The organism is Kitasatospora sp. NPDC056327 (assembly GCF_042261735.1).
GTDB lineage: Bacteria > Actinomycetota > Actinomycetes > Streptomycetales > Streptomycetaceae > Kitasatospora.
Map to the genome: position 1 here is coordinate 1 of NZ_JBHJRC010000388.1, position 6,734 is coordinate 6,734.

Annotated in this window: 7 protein-coding genes; 4 read left to right on the forward strand and 3 right to left on the reverse strand. The window is 73.8% G+C overall.

The window, feature by feature from the left end; translation table 11 throughout:
• Window positions 1–58 precede the first annotated feature (58 nt).
• From ACFCX4_RS33505 to ACFCX4_RS33515, 3 genes are all read right to left on the reverse strand, one after another.
• Window positions 59–586: a histidine phosphatase family protein gene (locus ACFCX4_RS33505; RefSeq protein WP_376150770.1), complete on the reverse strand. Its 528-nt coding sequence runs from the start codon at window positions 584–586 to the stop codon at window positions 59–61.
• Between the two features lie 133 nt (window positions 587–719).
• A complete protein-coding gene (locus tag ACFCX4_RS33510) occupies window positions 720–842 on the reverse strand; it encodes an SGM_5486 family transporter-associated protein (protein ID WP_376150772.1) in 123 nt (40 codons plus the stop codon).
• A 93-nt stretch (window positions 843–935) separates the two neighbouring features.
• On the reverse strand, window positions 936–2,240 hold the full coding sequence (locus ACFCX4_RS33515) for an MFS transporter (protein ID WP_376150774.1): 1,305 nt from the start codon (window positions 2,238–2,240) through the stop codon (window positions 936–938).
• A gap of 76 nt (window positions 2,241–2,316) precedes the next feature.
• Between ACFCX4_RS33515 and ACFCX4_RS33520 the strand changes: the two genes are divergently transcribed.
• The 4 genes from ACFCX4_RS33520 to ACFCX4_RS33535 all read left to right on the forward strand — a co-directional run bounded on the left by ACFCX4_RS33520 (window position 2,317) and on the right by ACFCX4_RS33535 (window position 6,685).
• Entirely contained in the window at window positions 2,317–2,991 is a 675-nt protein-coding gene (locus ACFCX4_RS33520; protein ID WP_376150776.1) for a FadR/GntR family transcriptional regulator, read from the forward strand.
• 124 nt (window positions 2,992–3,115) lie between these two features.
• Complete coding sequence (locus ACFCX4_RS33525; RefSeq protein WP_376150778.1) at window positions 3,116–3,457, forward strand: hypothetical protein; 342 nt, start codon at window positions 3,116–3,118, stop codon at window positions 3,455–3,457.
• 4 nt (window positions 3,458–3,461) lie between these two features.
• A complete protein-coding gene (locus ACFCX4_RS33530) occupies window positions 3,462–5,630 on the forward strand; it encodes a DUF6571 family protein (protein WP_376150780.1) in 2,169 nt (722 codons plus the stop codon).
• Window positions 5,627–6,685 carry a hypothetical protein gene (locus ACFCX4_RS33535; protein WP_376150782.1) on the forward strand — a complete coding sequence of 353 codons (1,059 nt, stop codon included), beginning with the start codon at window positions 5,627–5,629 and terminating at the stop codon, window positions 6,683–6,685. Before ACFCX4_RS33530 ends, ACFCX4_RS33535 begins: the two co-directional genes overlap by 4 nt.
• The last annotated feature ends 49 nt before the right edge of the window (window positions 6,686–6,734 follow it).

The window sequence follows — 6,734 nt, forward strand, 5'->3', positions numbered from 1 at the left end:
GGGGTGCCCGGGGGCCCCCCCGCCCCTCGCCCGTTTCCGGGGCCGCCCCCGGGCCCGCTCAGTCCTGCGGCGTGAAGTACGAGACCAGCTCCGCGACGCCCGGCTCGACGTCCTTCCAGGAGCCGGAGAAGCTGAGCACCGCGACGGCCGCGGTCGGGAAGCCGCCGAGCCGCAGCCGCTCCAGCGCGTCCCGGTCGCCCTCGTCGCCGGCCAGCACCTGGGTCAGGCCGAGCACCCCCGGGTTGTGGCCGACCAGGAGCAGGTCGGCGTGCTCCTCCGGGGTCTCCTGGAGGACGCTGATGATCTCCCCCGGGCTGGCCTCGTAGATCCGGTCCTCGTACACCGTCCGGCGCGGGCGCTTGGGCAGCTCGTGCGCGGCGAGCTTCCACGTCTCCCGGGTGCGCAGGGCGGTGGAGCAGAGCACGTAGTCGGGGTTGATGCCGGAGTCGGTGAGCCAGCGGCCGGCTTCCGGGGCCTGGTGGCGGCCCCGGTCGGCCAGCGGCCGCTCGTGGTCGTCGACGCCGTTCGGCCAGTCGGCCTTGGCATGGCGGAGAACGATGATCCTGCGGGGCGTGTCGGCGCTCATACCCAGCAAGCTTGGCAGAAAAGCCGGCCGGGAGCGCGGCGCTGCCCGCTGCCGCCGCCCGGCGGCGCGCCGGGCGGTGCCGTGCGGGATCCACCCGCCGTTCACCCGGCGCAGGGGGGGCGAACGCGGTGCGTCAGCCCATGCTCTTGGCGACGGTCGCCACGATGATCAGCAGGACGACGATGCCGCCGATGATCGCGGCGAGCTGGCCGAGCTTCTTGTGGCCGTCGGTGGGGTTCGGTTCGAGAACGGGCATGTCCGGGATTCTCCCACCCCGAACACGCCCGTCCCGCACCGCCCCGGCCACCGTCGCCGGGTCCGGTGGTCCGGACCCCGGCCGGGCCCGGGCTCAGACCGCGGCCGGGGCCGCGGGCGCCTCGTCCTCGATGTGCCGGGCCCGGGCCGCCCGCAGGCCGAACAGCACCTGCGGCACCAGCAGCAGCACCAGGAAGCCCAGCGGCAGGTACCACTGGCCGGTGGCGTCGTAGAGCCGACCGATCAGGATCGGGCCGGGGATGGAGATCAGGTAGCCGACGCCCTGGGAGAAGGCCGACAGCTGGGCCACCCCGCCGGTGGTCCGGGCGCGCAGGCCGATCATGGTCAGCACCAGCGGGAAGGCGCAGTTGGACAGGCCCACCAGGACCGCCCAGAGCCACGCCCCGCCGGCCGGGGCGAGCATCAGACCGGTGTAGCCGGCGATGCCGAACGTCGCCAGGACCACCACGAAGAGCCGCTGGTCGCCGCGCCGGGCCGCCAGGTTGGGCAGCACGAAGGAGACCGGCACGCCGATCACCATGACCACCGCCAGCAGGACGCCGGAGGTGCCCTCGGAGACGCCCGCGTCCTGGAAGATCTTCGGCAGCCAGCCCATCACCACGTAGGCGCCGGTCGCCTGGCAGCCGAAGAAGCAGGCCAGCGCCCAGGCGGTCCGGCTGCGGGTGATCGGCAGCTTCACCGCGGCGGAGGCGCCGGCCGCCGGCCCGGCGGCCCCCCGCCGCCGGAGCAGCAGCTGCGGGAGCCAGAGCAGCAGGGCGACGGCGCCGAGCGCGGCCCAGACGCCGAGGCCGACCCGCCAGTCCCCGCCGAGCCCGCGGGTCAGCGGGACGGTGACGGCCGCGGCCAGCGCGGTGCCGGCCGACAGGGCCATCGAGTAGAGGCCGATCATCGGACCGACCTTCTCCGGGAAGTACCGCTTGATCACCACCGGGAGCAGCACGTTGGCGACCGCCACCCCGGCCAGCGCGAGCGCGGTGAGCAGCAGGAAGACGGCCGTGCCGCCCGCGAAAGAGCGGGCCAGCACGCCGGCGGTGATCGCGCCCATGCCCGCGGTGACCACCGCGACCGGGCCGACCCGGCGGGCCAGGCCGGGGGCGGCGAAGCCGAACAGCGCGAAGCAGAGCGAGGGGACGGCGGTGAGCAGGCCGGCCACCGTCGGGCTCATCCCGAGGTCGGTGCGGACCTGGTCCAGGAGCGGCCCGAGGCTGGTGACCACGGGGCGGAGGTTGAACGCGGCGGCGGCGATCGCGACGGCGAACAGCCAGCCGAGGTGACGGCGGGGGGACGGGGCGGGACGCTCGGTCCCGGCCCGGGCCCCGGCGGCGGCGGAGGCGGCGGCCGGGTCTGCGGTGTCTGCTGCGGACGACATGCGGGCCATCATAGAATGATGGGATGAATTAGTGCACCCTGGAATTGGCATGATGGCCCGACCCGTCCGACCCAAGGAGTCCCCCGTGGCGCTGTCCTCGCCGAGGCGCACCCCGCTGTCCGACCAGGTGATCGCCCAGCTGCGCGGTCAGATCACCTCCGGCGAGTGGCCCGTCGGCTCGCGCATCCCCACCGAGGCCGCCCTCGTCGAACAGCTCGGTGTGGCCAGGAACACGGTCCGCGAGGCCGTCCGCGCCCTCGCCCACAACGGCCTGCTCGACATCCGCCAGGGCTCCGGCACCTACGTCCTGGCCACCAGCGAGCTCGCCGGCGTGATGCACCGCCGCTTCGCCGACGCCGACCGGGCCCAGGTCGCCGAACTGCGGGCCACCCTGGAGACCTCCGCCGCCGGCCTCGCCGCCACCCGCCGCACCGACCGCGACCTCGCCCTCATCGACGCCGCCCTGGCCCGCCGCGAGGACGCCTGGCACTCCGGCGACGCCGAGGACTTCGTCCAGGCCGACGCCTCCTTCCACCAGGCCGTGGTCGCCGCCGCCCACAACGACGTCCTCGCGGCCCTCTACGCCGACCTCGGCGAGGTCATGCGCGCCCACCTGCGCCACGACGTCGGCCCCGAGCTCGTCGCCGAGCGCTACCTCGGCCACGACAAGATCGTCGACGCCATCCGCGCCCGCGACCCCCACCGCGCCTCCGACGAGGCGGGCCTCGCCATCAGCGCCTGCGGGGACCCGAAACCCTGACCCCGCCCGGTCCCCCGCGAACGGGCTCGCACCTTGCGGGGGGCCGGATTTGACGTGCTAACGTCCCGTGAAAATTCGCGGACGGCCGGACTCCGGCCGGGTGTGGACACAACGGGGAGATGTGATGGCGGATCCGGACCTGAAGCTGGGCCAGGGCCCGGGCGGCGGGGCGCCGACGAAGGTGTCGACGGCCGCGCTCGACAAGGCGGCCACCGCGCTCGACGGCATCGCCGGCGACAGCACCGCGGCCGGGAAGGCCGCGGACGAGTCGACCGAGGCGGCCGCCGGGAGGCTGAGCGGCTGGGACACCGCGGCGGCGCTGCGCGGCGCGCTCCAGGAGTGGCACGAGCAGGTGTCGCAGCTCAACGGCCGGATCAACCAGGAGGCCGGGATGATGCGGCAGACCCACACCAACTACCTGAGCGTCGAGCACGGCATCGCCACGTCGTTCACCGGGAAGGCGTGACCGCATGAGCCTGCTCGGCTTCGAGGACGTCATGAAGGCCGACCCGTCGGCCATGACCAAGGCCGCCGCCGACTGGACGGCGATGGCCGGCAAGTACCAGGCCGTCCAGCGCCGGCTGGAGAACGAGGTGCTCGCGGTCACCGGCAACCAGGGCCTGTGGCTGGGCTCCACCGCGTCCGCCGCCGACCTGCACGTCAGCCGGACCAAGCAGCAGAGCATCGACGCGCAGACCGAGGCCAGGGCCGTGGCGTCGATCATCACCGACGCCAGGAACGACTTCGAGGCGGCGCAGAAGAAGCTGAAGCAGGCCGTCGCCGACGCCCGGGCCGACGGCATGAAGGTGACCGGCACCGGCACCGTCGTGTTCGACGTCGGCGCGCTCGACCCGGCCACCAAGCAGGCCTACCACCACGACCCGGACTACCAGCAGGAACGCGGCGAGGCCGCCGGCCGGTGGGCGCAGCGGATCAGGATCTGCCTGGAGGAGGCCACCGCGGCCGACCAGCGGGCCGCCCTCCAGCTCCGCCGCGCCGCCAGGGTCGGCGACCTCACCAACGAGTTCAACGGCGGGGCGGTCGGCGGCGGCGACGAGGCCGACGGCCGGCGGGCCGCCGACCTCGCCTCCCGGCTGAAGGACGGCAAGACCCTCACCCCCGAGGAACTCGCCGAACTCAACAACCTGATGAAGGCCAACTCCGGCAGCCCGGTCTACGGCCAGACCCTGCTCAACGCGCTCGGCCCGGAGGGCACCCTGCTGCTCGCCGACGAACTGGAGGTCCGGCTCAACGACCGGAACGGCAAGCTCAAGGGCGAGTACGGCGAACTCCAGACCAACCTCGCCAACACCATCGCCGGCGCCACCCGGGACACCGGCGGGAAGTTCTACCAGGACTTCCGCAAGGGCCTCCAGGAGGCCGGCGTCAAGAACATCAACGCCCGCCACTTCGGCGGCAAGAGCGAGCCGATCTACGGCTACCAGACGCTGGCCACCCTGCTGCAGAAGGGCAACGCCGGGTACGGCGCGCAGTTCCTGAACGACCTCGGCACCGACGTCCTCGCCGCCGAGCGCGACAACAAGAACCGCTGGTCCGCCCACCAGTTCAACGGCCCGCGCCCGGACCTGGAGTACGACCCGGTGAACGGCGTGCTCAAGCTGATGGGGCAGAACCCGGAGGCCGCCACCCAGTTCCTCGACCCCAAGGGGCCGGGCGCCGAGGACCGGCTCAAGTACCTGCTGCGCGACCGCGAGTGGCCCACCTCGTACGTCAACACCCTGTACGGCCCGCCGATGGTCGACAAGACCACCCACCAGGAGGGCCTCGCCGCCGCCCTGGAGGCCGCCGCCACCGGCGACGCCCCCGGCGAGGGCACCCACAACGGCGGCCCGCACACCCCGGCGCAGGCGCGGGTGATGCAGGGCGTCATCGAGGCGCTGGACGGGGACGCCAAGGGCAGCGAGATCCACGACGACCTGAAGATGCCGCTGGCCAACGCGCTCTCGGACTACGTGGACGACACCCACAGGATCCTCAGCGACCACGTCAGCAGCGGTGGGGGCGGTGTCCGCGAGGAGAACGGCGCCGGCCATCTCGACGGGGGCGCCGACAGCCTCACCCGTGTCCTGCGCGGCGTCTCCGACGAGCCCGAGGCCTACGCGCTCCTCTACACCTCGGAACGGGCCAGGACCGCCGAACTCATCGGCGCGCTGCCGGCCGATCCCGGCGCCGACCGCAGCGTCGTCGACGTCCCGGCGCAGCGCGTCGGAACGGCGCTCGGTGCCTACGACGCCATCCGGACCGACGTCATCCTCGACAACAAGGACGAGCGGATGGAGTGGGCCGACAAGACCGGCTCCCTCGCCTCCTCCATGAACGGCACCGTGACCGGCTTCATCCCCGAGGTCGGCGACATCGCGGGCACGCTCGTCGACATGGGCATCGAGAAGTGGGCGGACGACGTCAAGAAGGACGCCCAGCACACGGGCAACAAGGAGGCCTCGGACTCGCACTTCGCCGCGCTGAACCAGAGCAAGGAGATGGCCCGCGGCTGGGGCCAGGCCAACGGCGACACCACGGGCCAGCGCACCGACCTGGTGTACTCCAACATCGCGCTCGGCCACACCAGCGGCCACGCGAACGCCATGAGCGCCCTCGGCCGGAACGGTCAGGAGTGAGACTCTCCCGACGCGCCTGGGCGATCGTCGCGGGCGTCCTCGTGCTCGCCCTCGGCGCGGGGGGCTTCGCGACGTGGCGGTACACCAACCTGTTCCTCCCGGACAGGCTCTGTGCGGGCGCCGTCGCGTCGAAGGACGCGCAGCGGGTCCTCGGCAGCGGCAGGATCGTGGTCGCCGGGAGCAGCGCGTCGAGCGACCGGGGCAGCCCCGAGGCGTCCTGCGCCATCAGCCTCAGGCGCGGCAACACGTACGTCGCCGAACTCCATCTGCGGACCAGGCTCGCCGCACTCGCCGAGCCGTCCCTGCGGGCCGATCCGGCGATGGCCCAGCCGGATCGGGGGGCGGTCGGCGCGTTCGGCAACGCCCGCGGCTGGCTGCTGATGGCCCCGGGCTGCCGGCTGGATTCCAGGGACACGGACAACTTCCCGACCCGGGACGCCGACGCGGTCACCGTGGACGTGATCCGCGACGGCCAGCCCGACCCCTACCGCTTCGCCCGCGCCGACCCTGCCGCCTCTCCCGAGGCGCGCGAGGGCCTGGCCCGGTTGGCCGCGGACTTCTCGGCCGCGGTCGCCCGCCGCTCCGGCTGCGGACCGGCGGAGGTGCCCGACGTCCATCTGACCGCCGGTGAGCGGATCGGACAGCCCGTCGTCGGGGACACGCTCTGCGGGGTCCCCGGGGCCGCCGACGACGGCGCGCTCCCGCCCGGGGCCCGGCAGGACGTGAGCAGCCCCTCGGCACCGGTCCGCAGCTGCTGGGTCCACGACGGGATCCGGGCGAAGCCGCTCTACGAGTTCACCGGTACCCTCGACACCCGCTACCCGGGATTCGCCCTGCTCGCCGACGGCAAGCCGCTGGGGCCGCTGCCGGACGGCTGGCGGGGCACCGGCGACGGCAGCACCGTGGTCGCCCCCTGCGGAAGCGGGAACCTCACGCTGCACGCCTTCGGGTTCGCGATCACCGGCACGGCCCCGGCCGTCCAGAACCCGGCCTTCCGGACCTGGGCCAACGCGACGGCCGCCGGGTACGGCTGCGAGCCGGTCGCCCCGCAGTAGCCGCGCGGCGCGCGAACGCCGTTGCCCGGCACCCCCTCGTGCGAGGGGG